The 19957-nt window shown below is 62.7% G+C and carries 16 protein-coding genes; 9 read left to right on the forward strand and 7 right to left on the reverse strand.

Annotated elements, in window-relative coordinates; genetic code table 11:
• Window positions 1-71: 71 nt before the first annotated feature.
• The gene (locus ACFRFQ_RS00460) at window positions 72-1916 is read left to right on the forward strand and encodes a DUF2339 domain-containing protein (RefSeq protein WP_378651682.1); all 1845 of its coding nucleotides are present in this window, start codon (window positions 72-74) and stop codon (window positions 1914-1916) included.
• On the opposite strand, the gene ACFRFQ_RS00465 is transcribed toward ACFRFQ_RS00460, so the two are convergent.
• The 3 genes from ACFRFQ_RS00465 to trmB are packed head-to-tail and all read right to left on the reverse strand — an operon-like array spanning window position 1891 to window position 6225.
• Window positions 1891-4752 carry an MMPL family transporter gene (locus ACFRFQ_RS00465; protein WP_378651685.1) on the reverse strand — a complete coding sequence of 954 codons (2862 nt, stop codon included), beginning with the start codon at window positions 4750-4752 and terminating at the stop codon, window positions 1891-1893. The genes ACFRFQ_RS00460 and ACFRFQ_RS00465 overlap by 26 nt on opposite strands.
• Before the next feature lie 10 nt (window positions 4753-4762).
• Window positions 4763-5470: an NYN domain-containing protein gene (locus ACFRFQ_RS00470; RefSeq protein WP_138870224.1), complete on the reverse strand. Its 708-nt coding sequence runs from the start codon at window positions 5468-5470 to the stop codon at window positions 4763-4765.
• A complete protein-coding gene (gene trmB, locus ACFRFQ_RS00475; protein ID WP_045064652.1) occupies window positions 5467-6225 on the reverse strand; it encodes a tRNA (guanosine(46)-N7)-methyltransferase TrmB in 759 nt (252 codons plus the stop codon). The genes ACFRFQ_RS00470 and trmB overlap by 4 nt, the downstream gene beginning before the upstream one ends.
• 172 nt (window positions 6226-6397) lie before the next feature.
• Between trmB and ACFRFQ_RS00480 the strand changes: the two genes are divergently transcribed.
• From ACFRFQ_RS00480 to epsC, 6 genes are all read left to right on the forward strand, one after another.
• On the forward strand, window positions 6398-7342 hold the full coding sequence (locus ACFRFQ_RS00480; protein WP_378651690.1) for a hypothetical protein: 945 nt from the start codon (window positions 6398-6400) through the stop codon (window positions 7340-7342).
• Window positions 7339-8694, forward strand: coding sequence for a hypothetical protein (locus ACFRFQ_RS00485; RefSeq protein ID WP_378651693.1), 1356 nt, complete (start codon window positions 7339-7341; stop codon window positions 8692-8694). The genes ACFRFQ_RS00480 and ACFRFQ_RS00485 overlap by 4 nt, the downstream gene beginning before the upstream one ends.
• 122 nt (window positions 8695-8816) lie before the next feature.
• The gene (locus ACFRFQ_RS00490; RefSeq protein ID WP_378651696.1) at window positions 8817-9191 is read left to right on the forward strand and encodes a DUF6802 family protein; all 375 of its coding nucleotides are present in this window, start codon (window positions 8817-8819) and stop codon (window positions 9189-9191) included.
• A 329-nt stretch (window positions 9192-9520) separates the two neighbouring features.
• On the forward strand, window positions 9521-11350 hold the full coding sequence (locus ACFRFQ_RS00495; RefSeq protein ID WP_138870222.1) for a phosphoenolpyruvate carboxykinase (GTP): 1830 nt from the start codon (window positions 9521-9523) through the stop codon (window positions 11348-11350).
• A 200-nt stretch (window positions 11351-11550) separates the two neighbouring features.
• Window positions 11551-12486 (forward strand): cysteine synthase A, encoded by a 936-nt coding sequence (gene cysK, locus ACFRFQ_RS00500; RefSeq protein ID WP_378651699.1) that lies wholly within the window; start codon window positions 11551-11553, stop codon window positions 12484-12486.
• A 5-nt stretch (window positions 12487-12491) separates the two neighbouring features.
• A complete protein-coding gene (epsC, locus tag ACFRFQ_RS00505) occupies window positions 12492-13070 on the forward strand; it encodes a serine O-acetyltransferase EpsC (RefSeq protein WP_138870220.1) in 579 nt (192 codons plus the stop codon).
• 59 nt (window positions 13071-13129) lie between these two features.
• On the opposite strand, the gene ACFRFQ_RS00510 is transcribed toward epsC, so the two are convergent.
• Together ACFRFQ_RS00510 and ACFRFQ_RS00515 are read right to left on the reverse strand one after the other, a co-directional pair.
• Entirely contained in the window at window positions 13130-13438 is a 309-nt protein-coding gene (locus tag ACFRFQ_RS00510) for a hypothetical protein (protein WP_378651702.1), read from the reverse strand.
• A 19-nt stretch (window positions 13439-13457) separates the two neighbouring features.
• Entirely contained in the window at window positions 13458-14405 is a 948-nt protein-coding gene (locus ACFRFQ_RS00515; RefSeq protein ID WP_378651704.1) for a cation diffusion facilitator family transporter, read from the reverse strand.
• Window positions 14406-15190: 785 nt separating this feature from the next.
• On the opposite strand from ACFRFQ_RS00515, the gene ACFRFQ_RS00520 reads away from it, so the two are divergent.
• Together ACFRFQ_RS00520 and ACFRFQ_RS00525 are read left to right on the forward strand one after the other, a co-directional pair.
• Window positions 15191-15586, forward strand: a complete 396-nt coding sequence (locus ACFRFQ_RS00520; RefSeq protein ID WP_378651707.1) for a putative Ig domain-containing protein — start codon at window positions 15191-15193, stop codon at window positions 15584-15586.
• Window positions 15587-15872: 286 nt separating this feature from the next.
• The gene (locus tag ACFRFQ_RS00525; protein ID WP_378651710.1) at window positions 15873-17003 is read left to right on the forward strand and encodes a pentapeptide repeat-containing protein; all 1131 of its coding nucleotides are present in this window, start codon (window positions 15873-15875) and stop codon (window positions 17001-17003) included.
• A 346-nt stretch (window positions 17004-17349) separates the two neighbouring features.
• Here ACFRFQ_RS00525 and ACFRFQ_RS00530 read toward each other — a convergent pair whose 3' ends face one another.
• Together ACFRFQ_RS00530 and ACFRFQ_RS00535 are read right to left on the reverse strand one after the other, a co-directional pair.
• Window positions 17350-18798 (reverse strand): aldehyde dehydrogenase, encoded by a 1449-nt coding sequence (locus tag ACFRFQ_RS00530; protein WP_378651713.1) that lies wholly within the window; start codon window positions 18796-18798, stop codon window positions 17350-17352.
• Complete coding sequence (locus ACFRFQ_RS00535; RefSeq protein ID WP_378653469.1) at window positions 18798-19955, reverse strand: hypothetical protein; 1158 nt, start codon at window positions 19953-19955, stop codon at window positions 18798-18800. The genes ACFRFQ_RS00530 and ACFRFQ_RS00535 overlap by 1 nt, the downstream gene beginning before the upstream one ends.
• Window positions 19956-19957: the final 2 nt, after the last annotated feature.

The following is a 19957-nucleotide window of genomic DNA, read 5'->3' on the forward strand; positions in this document are numbered from 1 at the left end:
ACTGAAAGCCCCTATGCCGGTCGAGTAGTACTACTCATTCAATCGGGGGCCGACTGCAGCAGGCTCGGTGTATGACCACACCAAGTTCTCCTGCCGTAGATCCGCGACTGGTGACCGCGCTGTCGGATGAGTGCGAAAGCATCGGACGGCAGTTGCGCCACCTGGGGCAGAACCTGTCGATTCTGCAGACACAACTGACCACGATGCGGCCTGCAGCGCCCGCCCAGGTGCCTGCGTATGTTCCGCAGCCGATTCAGTACCCGGTCCCGCAGTACGTTGCCCCCCAACCGCAGTCCGTGCGCCCGACGAGTCCGCCCAAACAACCAAGTGCGCCGTGGTGGCAACGTGATGGCATGATCAGCCGACTCCTCGCCATTGCCGGCGTGGCAGTCACCTTGATCGGTGTTGTCATGCTGTTGGTTCTTGCGGCCCAGGCTGGTTTTTTCGGGCCGCCGCTTCGAGTGATCGGCGGAGCAGCACTGTCCGGCGCGCTGATCTTCGCCGGGTTCCGGGTGTACGGACGCCCGGGCGGCCGGGTGGGAGCAATCGCCCTGGCGGCCACCGGATTTGCCGGTCTCTATCTCGACGTGATGGCAGCCTCGGTCCTGTACGGCTGGATCGTCTCACCACTGTCGATGGTGATTGCCTTCGGCATCGCTGCTGCTGGAGTCGCAGTGGCCGTTCGATGGAACTCCGAATCTCTTACGCTGCTGATCGTGCTCGGCGCGGCGTTGGCTGCACCCGCATTGGCCGGGGCACTCACGTTGCCGCTCATCGGATTTCTTGTCGCACTCCAGGTTGCAGGAATATCCGCTCAACTCGGTCGCGACTGGAAATACCTCGGTTTGGCTCGTACGGCGCCGGTTGTGCTCGTGTTGATCGCAGCAATCGTCGGGGTGTCGCTCTTCGATGGAATGCAGGTTGATTCACCAGCATTGACGTTCAGTGCAGTTCTTGTCTCGGTGATCGGATTGAGCGCGGCAGTTGCCTTGCAGTGGAAGGGATCCCCTTCGCGTGACGGTGTTGCGGGTGCCTGGTCGAGCGCAACGTTCATTGTCGCCGTGCTGCCATTGCTGGGAGTCGGTGTGCTCCTGAGTGATCGGATGGCCTCTCTGCTCTACGGCGTCACAGCCCTGGTGCTCCTGTCCGGCGCTGCAGCCGGCACAGCACTGTCGACTCACCTGCGCATGAGCGTTGCCGGCGTCGGAGCAGTGGCGCTGCTGCTGTCCTGTGTTGCCGGATCACCGCAGTCGTTGACTGCTGCAGTTCTGCTCGCCATCGCCACCATTTTCATCGGGGTTGCGGGTTCGACCGGATCGCGTTTCGTCTGTGCACTCGGATCCGGTTTTGCCGTAATCGGATGGATCGGGTTCCTGGAATCCGCAGCGCCTTCCATGCTGATGACCTCTCGGGCCGCTTCGGCCCATCTCGATGCGTTGACGGCGCTCACGAGTCTGACGGCGATCGGTGTGCTCGTGGCATTCGTGTTGGCCACCAGGCGGCTGAAGTTGGTCTCGGAGAACAACATCGCCGCGACATGGGCCATCAGCGGAATGGGCATCCTCTACGCTGCGACCTGCGCACTGGTGGCCTCGGGTATCGAGATATGGGGCGGCACAACAGGATTTGTGTTCGGCCACAGTGCGGCGACGGTGGTATGGATGCTGGCCGCCACATCCGCTCTGGTGTTCGGGCTCAACAACCGTGAGTACGCACACACGATGCTGGGAACCGGCCTGACACTGACCTGCGCAGCGCTGGCAAAACTCTTCCTGTTCGATCTCGCCACACTGAGCGGACTGGTACGCGGTGTCGCGTTCCTGGTGGTCGGGCTACTGCTCCTGCTTGTCGGGACGCGTTATGCACGCGCCTTCGGCAAGCAGGACCAGATCAACTCCGCTTCTGCCGCGCGATGAGCTCGCTGACGCTCACGGCATTGCCGTCGTCGGGACGATGGCGTCCGCTGGCAGCGTTGCCGGACGACGGACCGTTCGGCGTGGATTCGGACGCCGTGCCGTTGGTCGCTGCACCGTTTGCTCCAGCCCCGTTCGCTCCAGCCCCGTTGGAAGAAGCTCCGTTGGTGGCTGCGCCGTTGGTTACGGCACCGTTTGTCGGTGCGGAAGTGCGGACGACCGGCAGTGGCCTCGACGCCGGTGGCGCCTCACCTGGGGTGCGCAGGTCCGACAACCAGCTTTCGATCGGTCGTTCGGCGGGGGCCGGTGTAGCGGGGGAGGTGCGGCGAGCGGTCGGAGGCGGAGTCGGGGTTGCCGCCGGTTCGGGCTTGGCAGCCTTGTACGTGGGGTTGGGGACCGGTGCTTCGATCAGATCCTGCGGCGCACTGGCCGGCCGGTCGGTACTGCGTCGACGGGGTGTCTCACCGGGTGCGTACGTCTTGGGCGTTGGCGCCTTGACCGACATCTCGCTGAGGGGAATGGGTTCGGTGAGGGGATCGGGTTCGCGCTTGCCGCCGACCGGTGTGGTGGGCGGGAGTACCCGAGACGGTGTCGCAGCTTTTGCCTGCGCAGGGTCGGCGATTTTGGCCTGCGCCGGTCCGGCGATCGCGCCGACGGGTGTGAGCTGGGGGACATCGACAAGCGCAAGTTCGTTGTCGAGGATCGGCTCGCCCAGCCCGACCTTCTGCTGGATTCGTTTCATCCAGGCCGGGGCCCACCAGCAGTCGTCGCCGAGCAGTTTCATCGTCGCGGGGACGAGGAACATGCGGATGAGGGTGGCGTCGATGACCAGAGCCGCGATCATGCCGTACGAGATGTACTTCATCATCACCAACTCGGACAAGCCGAACGCACCTGTCACCACGATGAGGATCAATGCCGCCGCGGTGATGATGCGGCCGGTGTGCGCAGTACCGATCCGGATGGATTCGGTGGTGCTCGCGCCCTGGGCACGCGCTTCCACCATTCGCGAGAGCAAGAAGACTTCGTAGTCTGTGGAAAGCCCGTAGACGATGGCGATGATGAGCACCAGAACCGGCGACATGATCGGACCGGGTGTGAAGTTGAGCATTTCACTGCCGTGGCCGTCGATGAAGATCCAGGTCAAGATGCCTAGCGTCGAACCCAGGCCGAGTGCGCTCATCAGTGCTGCCTTGATCGGCAGGACCAACGATCCGAAGGTCAGGAACATGAGCAGTGTCGTCAGCAAGATGACCGTGACGACCATCAGTGGTAGACGGTCGAGTAGAGCGTCGACGCTGTCCTGCTCGATGGCAGGGGTGCCGCCGACAAGGACCGTCGTACCTTCCGGCCAATCAGCTGACCGCAGGTAGTCGATGGTGGGGCGAGCCTCGTTGCGCTCGGTCAGGCCGGCTTTGAGGACGTTGACGCCGTCCTTGGTAGCGACCTCGGGAGTGAACTTCTCGACCAGCCCCGGCGCGCTGTTGGCGGTCTTCGCGATCTGGCCGAGAGCGGTGTTGTCTGCGCCCTCGATGACCAGACGCACAGGTTCGGTGCGGTTACCCGGGAAGAGTTCGTCGAACTCGGCCTGAGCGACGCGAGTGGGGCTGTCCGGCGGCAGGTACGTCTCGTTGATGCCACCGAACTTGATGCCGCTGAGCGGAATGATCATCAGGAGCAACGCGGCCACGATCGGAACGGCAACCTTGAGCGGATGCCGCATCACCCAGCGGGTGAGCTTGCCCCAGAAACCGTTCTCGATTTCCTCGTTGGTCTTGGTCTGACGAAGCCTCTTGAAGGTCAGTGCGTCGATCCGCTTGCCGAGGATGCCGAGGATGGCAGGCAGGATCGTGACGGACGAAATTGCCGCGAGCATGACGGCCGCGATTGCGCCGTACGCGACGGATTTCAGGAAGCCCTGGGGGAACAACAGAAGGCCACCGAGGCTGACGGCGACCATGGTCGCCGAGAACATGACGGTTCGGCCGGCGGTCATCACCGTTCGGCGGACCGCCGCTGGAGTGTCGTGTCCTTCGGCAATTTCTTCACGGAAACGACTGACGATGAACAGGCCGTAGTCGATGGCCAGACCTAGTCCGACCAAGGAGACCACCGGCGCAACAAATGCGTTGACCTCGGTGAAGTTGGTAATCAGACGGATGATTCCGTTGGCCCCGATAACGGTTAGGCCGCCCACGATCAGGGGGAGCGCAGCAGCAACAACGCCACCGAACACGAAGAACAGCAGGACACCGACCGCGGGAATCGCGAGCATTTCCATGCGCTTGATGTCGTTGGCCATGGTGTCGTTGAGCGAGTTCGCGACCGGCTGCAGACCGGCCAACTGCACGTTGACACCGTCGATGTAGAACTCGCTCTCGACATCGCGGAAGTTGTTGGACACCGCGGTGTCGTTGTCGCCGGCAATGGCCACGCTGGCAACGGCATGTTGTTTTGTCGGGTCCGCCAAGGCGGCGACGGAAAGTCCGTCGCCGACCTTGAAGTACGAACCGTTGATCTTCATGATCTGATCCGGATGCTCCGAGACCAGTCGTTGAAGACTGTCGATGACCTTCGCTTGGAACTCCGGGTCGTCGACGGTTTTTCCTTCCGGCGCGCTGTACAGCGCCAGAACGTCGCCGGCGGTGCTACGTCCGAACGTGCCGTCGGCGAGCTTTGCAGCCTCGACCGATTGTGACCCCGGATCGTCCCAGCCGCTCTGGCTGAGATGGTCCTGCAGGCTCAGGCCGTATCCGGCAAGCCCGAGGAGTCCCGCCACCATGACAGCGATGACGGTGAAGCGGGCACGATAGACGATGCTTCCCCAGCTGGCGAACACTGATCAACTCCTACTCGGCAACACTTTTTCGCCCGATAAGCAGGGCGGAAAGCGGTCGGAACGGCTGCAACCAGGCGCCCTCGTCGGGCAAAGTATCCAGGCTTACCCGCGGCAGAGGCTCGCGGAAGACACCGGGAATGTCCTCGAGATCGACGAAGTCCAGGACGTCGGACGACACAGCCCAGCTGGCGTGCTCGCGGAATCCGAGTACCTGAACCGGAATGCCGGTCGCTGCGATGTCTTCCAACGGTTCGCGGAATGCTTGACCGTCGGCGGACGCGACCATGATTCCGGCCAGTCCCTCGCCGTACCGCAGAGCGATGTGCTCGAGCATGTCTGAATCGACATCGCTGTCCTCATCGACCTTCGGCTTGGCGAACACCGCAAAACCCACGTTACGCAACGCTTCGACCCACGGGCGCACAACGTCGGCGCTGCCGGTGGCGATATTCGTGAAGACGGTCGCTTCGGGTTCGAGATTGCCGGACTCACGCGCGGACAGTTCAGCGGTCCGTGAAAGTAGCCAACGTCCGAGGGCGTCGAATCGTGGCCGGTAGGCGGCGGTAGGGCGGCCACCGAGGATGGCGCCGAGACCCATGTCCAGGTTGGGGGCATCCCACACCAGGAGGACCCGCTTGGGGTGGCGGGAGTCACGACCGAGGTCGAGGGGAGATCCTGACGACTCGAGGTCGTCGGATAGCTGTTCGCTGACGCTCATGCTCTGATCTTCCCCCATATAAGCTCGGTAATTGCACTTCCGACCTTATGGGCCTTGTCTTCGAACTTCGTGACAGGGCGCTCGTGAGTCATCGGGGATTCCCAGTCGAGTGCGCTCAAGAGCGGTTCGGCGTTTCCGGTTTCTTCGATCCACTCAGCGTATTCGGCGTGGTCGGTGGCAACGTGGAGGACTCCGCCGGGCTTGAGGCGATTGGCGATCAACGAGAAAGTCGGAGCCTGCAACAGGCGACGCTTGTGATGACGAGCCTTGGGCCACGGATCCGGGAAGAACACCCGCACACCCGTCAGCGACTCGGGGGCAATCATGTTTTCCAGTACATCCATCGCGTCGCCGCGCAGGACGCGGACGTTCGGGATCTCTTCGCGTTCGACCTGCTGGAGGAGTTGCGCGAGCCCGGGGCGGTAGACCTCGATGGCGATGAGATTGACGTGCGGTTCGGCTTTGGCCATCGCAGCGGTGGCGGTTCCGGTGCCCGATCCGATCTCGATGATCAGCGGAGCGTCACGTCCGAACCAGGCGGTCGCATCGAGGGGAGTGTCGGACACATCGGCACCGATAAGCGGCCACTGACGGTCCCATGACTTCTGCTGTGCGTCGGTCAGCGCACCCCTGCGCGAACGGAAACTTGTCACGCGCGGATGGAGACGGGAACCCTTGGAGTCTTCCGTCTCGCCCGCGTTCGGGGTTGGCAGTGCGTGCTGATCGGCTTCGTTCACGCGTCCATTGTCACGCATGACTGCCATATAGCGCAGACGGGTCTGAAGTTCGAGTTGAGACTTTCTGGGAAAATTCCGGAGAACGGCCCGTCAAATCGGACAGCTGAACGCGAGATGACCTGCCAGGAACAGCCGTGTCGTCGTAAACCTGACAGAATCTGCCCAGCACGACGGGGAACGTGGGGTGGGGATGAACACAGGGGAAAATGTGAAGGCGTGGGCTCGGATTGTGCCCGCAGTCTCACTGGACGACGCATGTATGGCGCCGATGGACGAACTGCGACGGCTTGCTTACCGGTTGATGTCGATCGATCAGCACGCAGCGGAGACGGTGCATTCGATAGTCGGATCGCTGACCGCACCGTTGCAGGTATTGGTTGCCGGTCGTAGTGGAGTCGGACGGTCCGCGGTGACCCGATTACTCGAGAGTGATCCCTTCGCGAGCCATCGGGTGGGAGGCGCGCCGGTGATTCCGACGGAGACGAGAGCCTTCGACGTGCCCGGTGCGACAGATCCGGATCTGAGCAGCCACTGTGTTGTGATCGTCGTAGTCGATGCGATCCGAGACGCGGACCGACGCGCAGTCGGCCGGGTGTCCGATCACTGCCTTGCAGTTCTGAACAAGGCCGACCACATCGGTGACGGGTGGGAGGACGCGCTGGCACGTGCGTCCGAGATTTCCGGTGAGGTCTCCGCCGTCACAGTTCCTCTGGTCGCGTTGACCGGACAAGGCCGGGAAGCGCTCTTCGATGAGTTGTCGCCGATTCTCGAGCTGTGGTGGTGGCGCAGAGTAGACGGAATTCGATCGATACTGGCGCGTGTCGCTGCCGGCGCCGAGGCGGGGGAGTCGGCCGGTGCCAGAGACGAGGTCGAAAAGTATCTCCGGACTGATTCCGGGCTGATCTTTGCCGCGACAGGTGCGCTGACGCGTCCGGAACTGCGTGAATTTGGGGCAGGTGCACCTCCGACACCGACCACAACCGAGGACGCGCGCAGGTGCGCGCAGTGGTGGGGCGGGCCGACGCAACGCGAGCATTCCGCCTGGGCCGACGCGATATCGCTGGTCCACCGGGCGTATGTCAGGCGGTGGGTGCTTCTCGGCGGCGAGCGAGACAGCACGGAGGTGAGCGCGTGAGCGATGTGGCTTCGGTTCTGCCGGTGGTGGTTCATCCTGTGGTGCGGAGATGGAACCCAGCCGGGTTGTCCGGCGATGTCGATGTGGCGTGGGCGGATGAATCATCAAGTAATGCAAGCGTTTTTGTTCTCGGACTGCCACGATGTGGTCGCGAAGACGTGGAAAGACACCTTCGCGCGGCGGGCGGATATACGAGCGTCGATCACGCCAGTGATTCCATCATCGTATTGCTGGTGGTCGACGCGGCAAGCGTGATCGGGCGCGAAGAATTGGAGTTGCTCGACGAATCCGGGGTTGGCGGCCTGCCGTTTGTGGTTGTGATGACCAAAACGAACGTGAACCCCGACTGGGAATCGGTGCGCGACCGCGACCATCGAATTCTTGCAGATCACAGCGATATTTACGGTGGGGTGCCAATCATCGCCTTGTCCGAACGTGGTGGAGTCGCACCGCTGTTCGACGTCATCGACGCAGTTCGCCGACGTGCCGTATCGCAACCCGGCGGCGGTGTGATCGCCGAAACCCGACGGATGATCGACCTCGAGATCCGAAACCTGCGCGAGAGCGATCCCGGTGCTGACCTGCGAGCTGAGCGCACCGGGTTGCTCACCGACCGCGACGGTCGACGTAGCGAACGACTGGCTCAGATGCGGAGCAGGCTCCAGCGAGCGCGAGCCGAACTTTCGCAGCAGATCGCGGACACCTCTCGAACTACGGTGGCGTCGGCGCGACTGTGGATCGAGGAGTCCTCCCGCAGCGAACTCGACAGTTTGCCGGGACGTCTGCAACACGAAGTCGAGAGCTGCACAGTGGCTTTCGACGCTGCGATAGCCACCGCGGTCGGAATCGGCGAACGGGGCGGGAGCGCCGCGCTCCCACATTTTCCCGATGGTCCGGCAATACGGCCGCGTGGAAACGAAGAGCGCATCACCGTGTTGGTCGGTGCCTCGGCGGGGCTCGGTTTGGGGCGGATCGCGGTCATTCCGCTGGAGATGGTGCCGGCCCTCGATATCGCGAGCATTCCGGTAACTCTGGTGCTCGGCGCCACTGCGGCGTGGTGGTTGAGCCGCGCGAGAGGCGTTGCAGCAGATCGGGCGCACGCTCGTGCGTGGCTGGTGGAAACGATGGCCACCGTCCGAGCGCAATGGGAGCAGCGCGCGCTGAACGGACTCCTTGACGCAGAAGTGGATCTGGGGAGCGCGATCCTGGCGGAGAGTCGTGAGCTGGTTGCGTCGGCGCAAGCGCGAATTGCGGAGATCGACATCGAGCTCCGAGAACTGGGACAGGCACGTTCCGGACAATTGGCCGCGTGTGAACGTGACCTGGCCGTTTTGAACGGCGCCGGGGCCTGAACGAGTTGTCCACAGGCCCCGATTTTTGTCGGTTAATGTCGACGAAAATCTGGTAGTACTGATGAATCTCGGTAGGGGTTGCCGGGAGAAGCGACCAGCAAGATCAAGCACAGGGGGAAGTAATGGACGGACTACTGATCACAGCCGGCGTCGTCGACACGGGGCAGTGCGACGTGGTGGCCGATCATTTATCGGCGGATGGCATCGACCCGGCGACGTTCGGACCGGGCGCGGGGGCTGTCGACGTCGGGGACCTGACGACAACGCTCGACGCGTTCGATCTGGACGGCGATGGGATCGTCGACAGTCGGGTCGTGTCGACCGACGGTTCCGACAGTGATGGTGCTGCCATCGTTGTCGTCTCGGATTTCGATCGTGACGGCGTTGCCGACCGCGTGACGACGGTGGAGTCGGACGGAGACTTCGCGGGGTGGGAATGTCACCGAGACGAACAAGGCGTATTGGTGTGGGATCGCACCGATTCTGGCACCCTGTGACACGTGAAGTAGGCACTGAGTGACGTGCGTAAAGGACCGTTCGCCTTGCGATCCGGGACCGTTTGCCTCTATTGGAAGCCGGGTACGCGTTGTGGATACACCATCTGAATCGTTTCTGTGACATTTCTGACCGCACCCGATTACCTGCAGGTGAACAGCCAGCGTTAACCTCAGTACATAGGACACCCGGCGTCCGTGAATTCCACGTGAGTGGATGACGCGGCTGGACCCCGTCGAGAGGGGGACACCGGGATCGACTGGTATCGGGGCGCTGCAGTTCGCATCCGGTGTCACGAGAACCCGGTTCCGGCTCACCCCAGGAGAGTTTGATGACCTCAGCGACCATTCCCGGTCTCAACGGAACTGACGGCACGCCCCCCACGCAGCACAAGGAATTGCTTGCATGGGTGCAAGAGGTTGCCGAACTCACCCAGCCCGCTCGTGTCGTCTTTGCAGACGGCTCGGACGAAGAGTGGGACCGGCTTACCAACAAGCTGGTCGAGGCAGGCACTTTCACGCGCCTCAACGACGAGAAGAAGCCGAACTCGTTCCTCGGTAATTCCGATCCTTCCGATGTGGCTCGCGTCGAATCGCGCACCTACATCTGCTCGAAGGAAGAAATCGACGCAGGCCCCACCAACAACTGGATGGACCCGTCGGAGATGCGCACCCTCATGGGTGGCCTGTACAGCGGTTCCATGCGTGGACGCACAATGTACGTCGTGCCGTTCTGCATGGGTCCTCTCGATGCCGAGGATCCGAAGCTGGGCGTCGAGCTCACGGACTCCGAGTACGTCGTTGTCTCCATGCGCGTCATGACCCGCATGGGCAGCAAGGTTCTCGAGAAGCTCGGCACCGACGGATTCTTCGTCAAGGCACTGCACTCGTTGGGCGCTCCGCTCGCCGATGGCGAAGCCGACGTTGCGTGGCCGTGCAACGACACCAAGTACATCACTCACTTCCCCGAGGATCGTGAGATCTGGAGCTTCGGTTCCGGCTACGGCGGAAACGCTCTCCTGGGCAAGAAGTGCTACTCGCTGCGTATCGCTTCCGCAATGGCGCACGACGAGGGCTGGCTGGCCGAGCACATGCTCATCCTCAAGCTGATTTCCCCCGAGGACAAGGCGTACTACATCGCGGCGGCATTCCCGTCCGCGTGTGGCAAGACCAACCTCGCGATGATCCAGCCGACCATTCCCGGATGGCGCGCCGAGACCCTCGGTGACGACATCGCGTGGATGCGTTTCGGTGACGACGGACAGCTGTACGCCGTCAACCCCGAGTTCGGTTTCTTCGGCGTGGCACCGGGCACCAACTGGTCCTCGAACCCCAACGCGATGCGCACCATCGACCAGGGCAACACGGTCTTCACCAACGTTGCACTGACCGACGACGGCGACGTCTGGTGGGAAGGCCTCGAAGGCGATCCGCAGCACCTGATCGACTGGAAGGGCAACGAGTGGACGCCCGAGTCCGGTACGCAGGCCGCTCACCCCAACTCGCGTTACTGCACCCCGATGTCGCAGTGCCCGATCATGGCTCCCGAGTGGGACGACCCGAAGGGCGTGCCGATCTCGGCAATCCTGTTCGGTGGACGTCGTAAGACGACGGTTCCGCTGGTCACCGAGGCTCGCGACTGGCAGCACGGCGTCTTCATGGGTGCCACGGTCGGCTCCGAGCAGACCGCAGCAGCCGAAGGCCAGGTCGGTACGGTTCGCCGCGACCCGATGGCAATGCTTCCGTTCCTCGGCTACAACGTGGGCGATTACTTCCAGCACTGGATCGACCTCGGCAAGTCTGCCGACGAGTCCAAGCTGCCCAAGGTCTTCTACGTGAACTGGTTCCGCCGCGGCGACGACGGACGCTTCCTGTGGCCAGGCTTCGGTGAGAACTCTCGCGTCCTGAAGTGGATCGTCGAGCGTATCGAGCACAAGGCTGCCGGAATCGACACTCCGATCGGCGTCGTTCCCACGGGATCGGCTCTCGACATCGACGGCCTGGACGTGTCGGATGCCGACATCACCGAGGCTCTCGCTGTGAACATCGACGAGTGGAAGGCCGAGATCCCGCTGATCGAGGAGTGGTTCGACTTCGTCGGCGAGAAGCTGCCTACCGGGATCCGTGACGAGTTCGAAGCTCTGAAGCAGCGCCTGGGCTGAGTCCCTCGCTATTTCTGTTCTTGTGTGACCCGAATGCCGCATCTGATCGATCGGATGCGGCATTCGGCGTTCCGGCGGATATTTTCGGGTAGTTCTGGGGTCTTAACCGGCCCGGTTGAGCTATAGGACACATCGAATGATGCAATAACCTCATCAAGGAAACGACCCGGTCGACACTGCGGCCGCATGGAGGTACGGAAATGACCGGAATTTACAACGATGTCACCGAGTTGGTCGGGCGCACCCCGCTGGTGCGACTCAACCGCTTGACCGAGGGACTCGGAGCGCAGGTTGTAGCGAAGCTCGAGTTCTACAACCCGGCCAACAGCGTCAAGGACCGTATCGGTGTGGCGATCATCGACGCAGCCGAGAAGTCCGGCGCTCTCAAGCCCGGCGGAACCATCGTCGAGGGAACCAGCGGCAACACCGGTATCGCACTCGCCATGGTCGGTGCTGCTCGCGGCTACAAGGTCATCTTGACCATGCCGGAGACGATGTCCACCGAGCGTCGCGTCATGCTGCGCGCGTACGGCGCCGAGATCGTGCTGACCCCGGGTGCCGACGGAATGGCAGGCGCAGTTGCCAAGGCCAAGGAAATTGTCGAGCAGACCGAAAACGCCGTATCTGCCAACCAGTTCGGTAACCCGGCGAACCCCGCCATCCACGAGGCCACCACCGGCGAAGAGGTATGGGCGGACACGGACGGTGCCATCGACATCTTCGTCGCCGGTATCGGTACCGGTGGAACTCTCACCGGCGTCGGCCGGACCCTCAAGTCGCGCAAGCCCGGCGTCAAGATCGTCGGCGTCGAGCCTGCTGATTCGCCGATCCTGACCGGTGGCCAGCCTGGCCCCCACAAGATCCAGGGCATCGGCGCGAACTTCGTGCCCGACGTCCTCGATCGTGAGATCTACGACGAGATCGTCGACGTCAAGTTCGACGACGCAGTCACCACCGCCCGCGCATTGGGCACCGACGAGGGCATCCTCGGCGGCGTCTCCTCCGGAGCCAACGTCTGGGCCGCGCTCGAACTGGCGAAGCGTCCCGAGAACGCCGGCAAGTTGATTGTTGTCGTCGTGCCCGACTTCGGTGAGCGTTACATCTCCACCCCGCTGTTCGAACACATCCGGGACTGAGGTTCGTGAGTATCCTCGGCGTCATTCGCGAGGACCTGCAGGCTGCGCGCGGTCAGGATCCTGCCGCGCGCAGCAATGTGGAGAATGCCCTCGTTTACTCAGGGCTGCATGCCATCTGGTCGCATCGGATCGCGCACAAGATGTGGGCTGTGCCCGCTCTGCGCGGCCCGGCGCGGGTGTTGTCTCAGCTGACACGTTTTGCCACCGGCATCGAGATCCATCCCGGCGCGACCATCGGTCGACGGTTTTTCATCGACCACGGCATGGGCGTCGTGATCGGGGAGACTGCTGAGATCGGTAACGATGTCATGCTGTATCACGGTGTCACGCTCGGGGGTCGATCACTCGAGCAGGTCAAGCGTCATCCGACGCTCGGCGATCGGGTCACCGTGGGTGCGGGCGCCAAGATCTTGGGGCCCGTTGTCATCGGCGAGGGCAGCGCTATCGGTGCCAATGCCGTTGTGACGCGCGATGTTCCGGCAGATTCCATTGCAACGGGTATTCCCGCAGTGGCTCGGCCGCGGACCGCCAAGGAGAAGTTGGTGGATCCGAACAGCTACATCGATCCTGCGATGTACATCTGAACCCTGTTCTCTCGGTGGCCGCCCCTCGTTTCGTCGGTGGGGCGGCCACCGGCGTCTGATCAGGCTCGCGTCAGGCGCCACCCGCGACGCCCGAGTACGGCGGCGGTCAGAGCGCCCAAGGCTGCTCCGATGAACGGGAAACTGGCAAGCATGAACCAATTCCTCGTCGGATTGGATTGAGAATCGAAGTAGAGGTTCAGCGACGACTCGTAATCCCGACTCATCTGCACACCAGTTAGCGGTGCGTACCCTCCCTGGAACACGATGTTGTCGTCCGAACTGGTCATCACGTCGATCGCAACGCCCACCAAGGGAATTCCTCCGACGACAAATCCCAGAACCATGAGTACAACGACAAGTACGCGCATCAACCGAGAGTATCGGCTTTCAGGCGGTGATCGACGGCTCGTCCGGTGTCGAGAGCGTCAGGATTGCCCGCACGACGCGTGGACTCCTCTCGAGTGTGCGCTCGAGGTCGCGCAGCGTGTGGGCTACTCGCGATTCGGCGTAGTCCCCGACGAGGTCGATGCTGGCAACCAGGTACACCTGCCGTGGTCCCAGGTATTCCATGCGCAGGAACGTGATTCGGTTGACATCGGGTAGCTGTGTCAGTGCTTTGACGGCTGCGCCGCGCAGGGTCGGTGACGCTTCCTCGCCGACCAGGAATCGTCGGTTGCGGTCGATCAGGATGATCGCGATGACGCCCAGGAGGATGCCGACGAAGATGGATCCCAGTGCGTCAGGGATCGGTGAGCCGGTGATCTGGTGCAGCAGGACGCCGGCAAAGGCAATGACCAAACCGATAAGTGCCGCAGCATCTTCGGCGAATACGGCCCGGGTTGTGGGGTCGGACGTGGTGAGGGCTTGGGTGAGAACGTCGCTGTTGACGGCCGTGGCTTCTGCCCGCAATTGGTTGTAGGCCTGACGGAACGAGATGCCCTCGAGGATGAACGAGACTCCGAGGACCGCGTAGGCAACTCCGAAATCGGTGGCTGGCTCCGAATGGAACAGTTCCTGGATTCCGTGGGTGATCGACACTCCGGCGCCGAGCGCAAAGAGTCCGAGGGCCGCGAACATCGACCAGATATACGCCTCGCGGCCGTAGCCGAGGGGGTGTTCGCGATCGGGTACGCGTTTGGATCGTCGGTTGGCGATCAGGAGCAGGATCTCGTTGCCGGTGTCGGCCCACGAGTGTGTGGCTTCGGCAACCATCGACGCTGATCCGGTGATGATCGCGGCCGCTGTTTTTGCCCCGGCAATCAGGGCATTTGCGGCAAACGCTAGTACAACGGTGGTGGTGCTCTCGTCGGCCGATGCTTCGGTTTCGGTGGTCACGGAGCTAAGGCTAGGCCCGTGCGGACGGTTTTGTGTGGTGACTGTCGTTCGGATAGCCGTCCACATGCTGAAACCCGCTGAGTCGGGCTAGCACTCAGCGGGTTTCCGGTGGCTATCCCGGCGTCCTGGCTCAGGAACCGAAGGGAAGGGTTCCCGGCGGGATTTGGTATCCACTGCTGCCGACGGAGGCGCTGCCCCAGAGTGCGAGGAAAGCGTTGATGGCGTTGGTGAGCATATGAATGTCCTTTGTGAGACGACTGATTCGCTTTCGACGGTACCGGGTGGATCTGAGGATTCGCTGACAGTCGGCACTGTCCCGTCACCGGATTCCTTGGCTCACTGAACTTGATCTTCGGCACCTGACCTTCCCGACCATGCGTGCGTTGTCAGTGCAGGCACTGTCGATAACATTGTCCTCCAAATCCTTTCGTAGGGGTGGAGGCGTCAGTTTCAGAAGACGGCTGCGGGGTGACCTGCGATTTTGGTGCCGCGTGCAGTCGTCTTTTGATATTCGGTGTTCAGAAGTGCTGTGCGCCAACTGTCTAATTGGCCTTGCGGATCAGAGCTGTCAATGGTTCTGCTGAACAGATCCCTAGATGGCGCTCAAATAGCAGCCACTTCGTTCTCGACAAGATGTCGGTAGAGGGTGGCGCGGAGGCGGCACCTACGTGTCCTGGACCACCCCTACCACGCCCACTGGGCTGACCTTCGGTACTAGTAACCCCGCCGCCGGAACCTTATTTTCGATTGGTGTCACCACCGTGACCTGCCCTGTCACCAGCCTGATGCCTACCAACGATCTGTCGACAGGTTTGGGCACCTTCACTGTCACCAAAGCCTCCAGCTTTGCCGACCGCACCCAACTCGCCATGCTCGCCGTTGCCGGCACCCCCTTCATCTACACCATCAATGTCACCGGAACTCCCGCCCCGTCGGTGGGAGTCACTGCAGGTGTACTACCGGCTGGGCTCACCTTCACCGGCGAGGTCCTGTCCGGGACACCCACCGCCGCAGGAATATTCACGCTTACCCTCACCGCCAATGGCGCTGGTACTCCGGCAACGTTTACGGTCACTGTGACAGTCGCCTCGGCCGCTGACGCTCCCGAACTGCCAGCGACCGGATCCCTCGGATCGATCTCTCTTCGGCAGCTGACCTTCCGACCCGTACCGACACACTGACGTTGCCTCCGCCCTCCGGGGTGGAGGCAACGTCAGTGTGTCTGGGACTTGTCTCACCAATTCAGTGTCTCAGAAACGAACGAATCGGAGACAACACCAACCAGCGCATAAGTATCCATGGCGTGCCGTCCGCCCCCATGGGCGTAGGACGTTCGCCCTCATTCGCTCGGGAATTTGCCACAGAACTGCATTCATCAACGCGAATGTCTTCTATGTTCAATTTTCGTGGTTGCTTTCCGTAGCCGCCCCGCACCCGTGCGGATTCTGCCGGAAAGAGCACACCACCATGACACGAACCGAGCATCGGCACCCGCCTCGACGAACGACCCGCGCACCGATCACCGCCGCACTCGGCGGGGTTGTTCTCGTCGCGTCGGCGATGTTCGGGACTGCTGTCGGACCCGCCGCCGCAGTAGTCGAAACCCCCGTCCAGATCATCACCAGAGTGTGCGGGAACTACGTCCCCAACCCCAACTCCATCGTCTTTACCAAGTGTTCCAACAAGTACCTGACCGGTATGAACCTGGACGGCGTGAACCTGGATTACGCGAACCTGATCGACGCGAACCTGACCGGCGCGAGCCTATCCGGCGCGAGCCTGTCCTTCGCGTACATGTCCGGCACGTACCTGTCCGGCGCGGACCTGAACGTAGCGACCCTGAACGGCGCGGACCTGTCCGGCGCGGACCTGTCCGGCGCGACCCTGACCGACGCGACCCTGACCGACGCGTGGATGTACGCCGCGTGGATGTACGGCGCGAACCTGACCGGCGCGACCCTGACCGGCGCGCAGATGTTCGGCGCGAACCTGACCAACACGAACCTGACCAGCGCGAACCTGACCGGCGCGAACCTGACAGACGCGGTCCTGAGCGGCGCGAACCTGACCGGCAGCAGCGTCATTCCCGGCAACGTCTCCGTACCCGCGATATCCGCGGACGGCGCCACCGCCACCTGGACCGCCCCCACACTCCCTATCGGAGTGACCGTCAACTCCTGTGACCACGCCTCCGGAACACAGTTCCCGATCGGCCCCACCCTCGTGACGTGCACCGTCGGCACCGAGATCGGCACCGGCACCGGCACCTTCACCGTCAACGTCACCCAAGCTCCCGCTTTCACCGACACCGCGCCCGTCGCCTTGACCGGGACCGTCGGAACCGAACTCACCCACACCTTCACAGCCACCGGAACCCCCAACCCGACTCTCACCGTCACCGGTCGACCCACCTGGCTCACCCTCACCAACGGAGTTGTCACCGGGACACCCCCCGTCGCCGGTAGTTTTCCGTTCACCGTCACCGCCACGAACGGCACCGCCCCCGACGCCACCTTGCAGGTGACGGTCAATGTCACTGCCGCACCGGTGATCGACCCGCCGGCGACCGGATCGCTGGGCTCGATCTTCGGCAGTTGAGCGTTCCAACCCGTACCGACATCCTGATCACGTTGCCCGCCGCCCCGCAGGGACGGCGGGCAACGTCGTTTCGGGGACTTGTCTCACCAATCAATGCCTCGTAACCGAACGAATGTTGGACATAGCGGCTTCGATAGGAACACCCGATCAATTCTCGGACTCGAGGTTCAGCGGCCAGGCAGGGAACGACTCAGTGGTGGTGCTTCCGCCGAGCGCGCAGCCGTCTTCTTAGAAAATGCAGTCGTCGTCTGAGACTGACAGGCACCCATTTCACAACGTTGGCACCCGTTCCGGCAGGTCGGAACGGGTGCCAACTGTCAGCAAAGGGCGATTGCCCCGGGGTAGGTCAGCTCGTGTAGCCGGGCGGCATGAGCACGGACTTGGTCTCGCAGAAGGCTTCGAGGCCCTCCGGTCCGTTCTCGCGGCCGATGCCGGAATTCTTGTAACCGCCGAACGGTGAGCCGGCGTCGAAGGCATACCAGTTGATCGCGTAGGTGCCCGTACGGATTTGCGCGGCAATCTCGAGGCCGTGATCGATGTCGGTGGTCCAGACGGATCCGGCGAGGCCGTAGTCGGAATCGTTGGCGATCTTGACGGCCTCGTCCTCGGAGTCGTACGGAATCACCGAGAGTACGGGTCCGAAGATCTCCTCGCGGGCGATGGTCATGGAGTTGTCGACGTCGGCGAAGATGGTCGGCTCGACGTACCAGCCCTTGTCGAGTCCCGCGGGACGGCCGCCGCCGAGGACCAGTCGAGCGCCCTCTTCCTTACCCTTGGCGATGTAGCCTTCGACGCGGTCGCGCTGCTTCTCGGAGATCAGCGGGCCGAGCTGAGATGCCGGATCGGACGGATCGCCGACGGCCATGTAACCGGCCGCGGTCTTGAGACCCTCGATGACCTCGTCGTAACGTGAACGGGGAGCGAGGATTCGGGTCTGCGCGACGCACGCCTGACCGGTGTTCATGAGGCCGGACATGACGAGCATCGGCATTCCGGCGGCGAGATCGGCGTCCTCGAGGATGATGGCGGCGGACTTGCCACCGAGTTCGAGGGAACAGCGCTTGAGGTTCTGCGCGGCGATCGCGCCGATCTTGCGGCCGACGGCGCTGGAGCCGGTGAAGGTGATCTTGTCGATGTCAGGATGCGAGACCAGGTATTCGCCGGTCTCGGCTCCGCCGGGGAGCACGGAGATGACGCCGGCGGGAACGCCTGCCTCAGCGAAGATCTCCGCGATCACGTGTACCGAGAGCGGTGACTCGGGAGCCGGCTTGAGCAGGACGGTGCAGCCGGCGAGCAGTGCGGGGGCCAGCTTGTTGATCGCGAGGAACAGCGGAACGTTCCAGGCGAGAACCGCTGCGACAACACCAACGGGTTCGCGGGTGACCTTGGTCTGCCCGAAGACGCCAGTGCGCTTTTCCTCCCACGCGAACTTGTCGGCCAGTTCGGAGTAGAAGCCGAGAGTCGCCATCGACGGGGTCTGCTGCATCATGCCGACCATGGCGGGCGGCTGTCCCATCTCGTTGGAGATGAGCTGGTTGAGATCTGCACTGCGCTCTTCGAGGAGCTTGGCGGCCTTCGCGAGGATCGCGCCCCGCTCGGCCGGTGTGGTCTTGGCCCACGGTCCGTTGTCGAAAGCGTTGCGCGCAGCGGAGACTGCGGCGTCGATGTCTGCCGGAGCGGCGACAGGACAGCTTCCGACGCGCTCCTCCGTTGCCGGTGAGAACACCTCGAGAATCTGGTCGGTCGCGGGTGCTACCCACTCGCCGCCGATGTAGAGCTTGTCGTAGTTCGTCATCACAATCTTTCCTCGGTGTTGTCGGTCTCGCGCTCTGGCGCCATATCGATGAAACTGGTGAAGCCGTAACGCTCATGGGGTCCGATGGCAGCGACTTCGAAAAGCCCCGTGCCGTCGAAGGTTTCATTCCCCTCGGTGAGATGGAACTTGCTGAGGTTGTCCACGGGGGAGAACATGCGCTGCATGGGTTCGAATTCGTGGACCTTGTGCCGCAGGCCTTGGACAACCAGTTCGCCTTGCCACATACCGTGGCGCCAGTCCTGCTCGAGGCCGTACCCGGTGCCGATGCCGATGTGGTTGGCCAGCAACAGTTCACAGTCGACGGTCAGGACCTCTCCGCTGGGGCGGTGGAAAGTGAGGGTGGCTCCGGTGACGTCGCGGGTGGCGGGGCAGAAGATCAGGTTGTGCTCGGGCCTGCCGAGCCATTCCGGATCGCTTCCTTCCTCCGGCCGGATTCGCATCGCTTCCTCGACGATGCGACGGCCTTGCTCGTCTTCCTGCATGATGACCGAGATGGTGAACTCGTCGAATTGCATGACTGAGTAGACCCAGAAGAAGTTCTGGATACCGTCGACGGCGCGTCGGCCGGGTGGTTCGGCTTCACCGACCGGGCGCACTCCCCAGGAGCGGTCGCGATTGCCGCGCCAGCTGTCGGGGTCGACCGCGATTTCTTCCCCGTCGACAGTGAGTTGGCCGGTCCACGTTCCGGTCTGCAGGAAGCGGGACGTGTCGAAGGTGATGCGTTCGAGCTGGCGTCGAAAGTGCTTGGGCTCGAGTGCCGCTGGGATGGTGGCGTCGAAGGTGATGTCGAAGGAGAGGTCGTATTCGCTGCCGGGTTCGAGAACGACACGCAGTTTCTGCAGACCTTCCAGGACCTCGATGCGCAGTGGTCCGACCGTGGTGTCGGTGCGATCGGCGCCCAGAGCTTTCGACATGCGGGCCACGATGTGATGATCGCCGTGACGCAGGACCGCGAATCCGTCCATGACACCGAGATTGGGGTACTGGCCGAGACCGACGATCAGGAAGGTCTCCGCACTACCCAGGGGATAGCAGTTGAAGTAATAGCGGTCGTAGAAGTTTCGGTCCGAGGTGGCGACGTGGCGGACCGGTTCCGCGATCTGGTGAATGGGGTAATCGTCCATCGGCGACAACATCG

It is taken from the genome of Rhodococcus sp. NPDC056743 (assembly GCF_042790355.1).
Classification (GTDB): domain Bacteria; phylum Actinomycetota; class Actinomycetes; order Mycobacteriales; family Mycobacteriaceae; genus Rhodococcus_F.

Bases quoted from the DNA above. Each gene is read 5' to 3' on its own strand.
- ACFRFQ_RS00460 (WP_378651682.1), top strand. From the start codon at position 72: ATGACCACACCAAGTTCTCCTGCCGTAGATCCGCGACTGGTGACCGCG.
- ACFRFQ_RS00470 (WP_138870224.1), bottom strand. From the start codon at position 5,470: ATGAGCGTCAGCGAACAGCTATCCGACGACCTCGAGTCGTCAGGATCT.
- trmB (WP_045064652.1), bottom strand. From the start codon at position 6,225: ATGCGTGACAATGGACGCGTGAACGAAGCCGATCAGCACGCACTGCCA.
- ACFRFQ_RS00480 (WP_378651690.1), top strand. From the start codon at position 6,398: ATGAACACAGGGGAAAATGTGAAGGCGTGGGCTCGGATTGTGCCCGCA.
- ACFRFQ_RS00490 (WP_378651696.1), top strand. From the start codon at position 8,817: ATGGACGGACTACTGATCACAGCCGGCGTCGTCGACACGGGGCAGTGC.
- ACFRFQ_RS00495 (WP_138870222.1), top strand. From the start codon at position 9,521: ATGACCTCAGCGACCATTCCCGGTCTCAACGGAACTGACGGCACGCCC.
- cysK (WP_378651699.1), top strand. From the start codon at position 11,551: ATGACCGGAATTTACAACGATGTCACCGAGTTGGTCGGGCGCACCCCG.
- ACFRFQ_RS00510 (WP_378651702.1), bottom strand. From the start codon at position 13,438: ATGCGCGTACTTGTCGTTGTACTCATGGTTCTGGGATTTGTCGTCGGA.
- ACFRFQ_RS00520 (WP_378651707.1), top strand. From the start codon at position 15,191: ATGCCTACCAACGATCTGTCGACAGGTTTGGGCACCTTCACTGTCACC.
- ACFRFQ_RS00525 (WP_378651710.1), top strand. From the start codon at position 15,873: ATGACACGAACCGAGCATCGGCACCCGCCTCGACGAACGACCCGCGCA.
- ACFRFQ_RS00530 (WP_378651713.1), bottom strand. From the start codon at position 18,798: ATGACGAACTACGACAAGCTCTACATCGGCGGCGAGTGGGTAGCACCC.
- ACFRFQ_RS00535 (WP_378653469.1), bottom strand. From the start codon at position 19,955: ATGTTGTCGCCGATGGACGATTACCCCATTCACCAGATCGCGGAACCG.